This window comes from Caulobacter sp. LARHSG274 (assembly GCF_052871235.1).
The window spans coordinates 1-1,064 of record NZ_JBIXJO010000046.1; the positions used below are offsets into that span (position 1 = coordinate 1).

Sequence of the window (1,064 nt, forward strand, 5' to 3'; positions counted from 1 at the left end):
CGCCTTGCCCCGCATGCGGCCCATTGGGACGAGACCAAGCATTTCCCCGTCGAGGCGCTGCGCGAGGCCGCGGCCCTGGGATTCGCCGGGGTCTATGTGCAGGAGGACGTCGGCGGCTCGGGCCTGTCGCGCCTGGACGCCTCGATCATCTTCGAGGCCTTGAGCTACGGCGACGTCTCGTCAGCGGCCTATCTGACCATCCACAACATGGCCTCGTGGATGATCGACCGCTTCGGCTCGGGCGACCTGCGCCGCCGCTACCTGCCGCGGCTGACCACCATGGACCTGATCGCCAGCTATGGCCTGACCGAGCCGGGCGCAGGCTCCGACGCGGCCAATCTGCGCACCACGGCGCGGCGCGACGGCGACCACTATGTGCTGAACGGTTCCAAGGCCTTCATCTCCGGCGGCGGGGTGTCGGACCTCTATGTGGTCATGGCCCGGACCGGCGGCGACGGGGCCAAGGGGATCTCGGCCTTCGTGGTCGAGACTGGGACCGCGGGCCTGTCGTTCGGGGCCCAGGAGCGCAAGATGGGCTGGAAGTCGCAGCCGACCGCGGCGGTGAACTTCGACGACTGCCGCGTGAGCGCCGCCAACCGCATCGGCGACGAGGGCGAGGGCTTCCGCTTTGCGATGATGGGCCTGGACGGCGGGCGGCTGAACATCGCCTCCTGCTCGCTGGGCGGGGCGGCCTTCGCGCTCGACACCGCCAAGGCCTATCTGGAGACCCGCAGCCAGTTCGGCCGGCCGCTGAAGGACTTCCAGGCCCTGCAGTTCAAGCTGGCCGACATGGCCACCGAACTGGAGGCCGCCCGGCTGATGGTCCGCAACGCCGCCGCCGCCCTGGACCGCAAGGACCCCGCCGCCACCAAGCTGTGCGCCATGGCCAAGCGCTTCGCCACCGACGCCGGCTTCCAGGTCGCCAACGACGCCTTGCAGCTGCACGGCGGCTACGGCTACCTGCAGGACTACCCGCTGGAGCGCATCGTCCGCGACCTGCGGGTCCACCAGATCCTGGAAGGGACCAACGAGATCATGCGGGTGATCATCGCCCGCGAGATGTT

General features: G+C 69.6%; 1 protein-coding gene. It reads left to right on the forward strand.

The annotated features are described in order from the left end of the window. Positions 1-1,064: acyl-CoA dehydrogenase family protein (locus tag ACIPQB_RS26095; protein WP_446488160.1), on the forward strand; the 1,064-nt coding region annotated here is incomplete at both ends.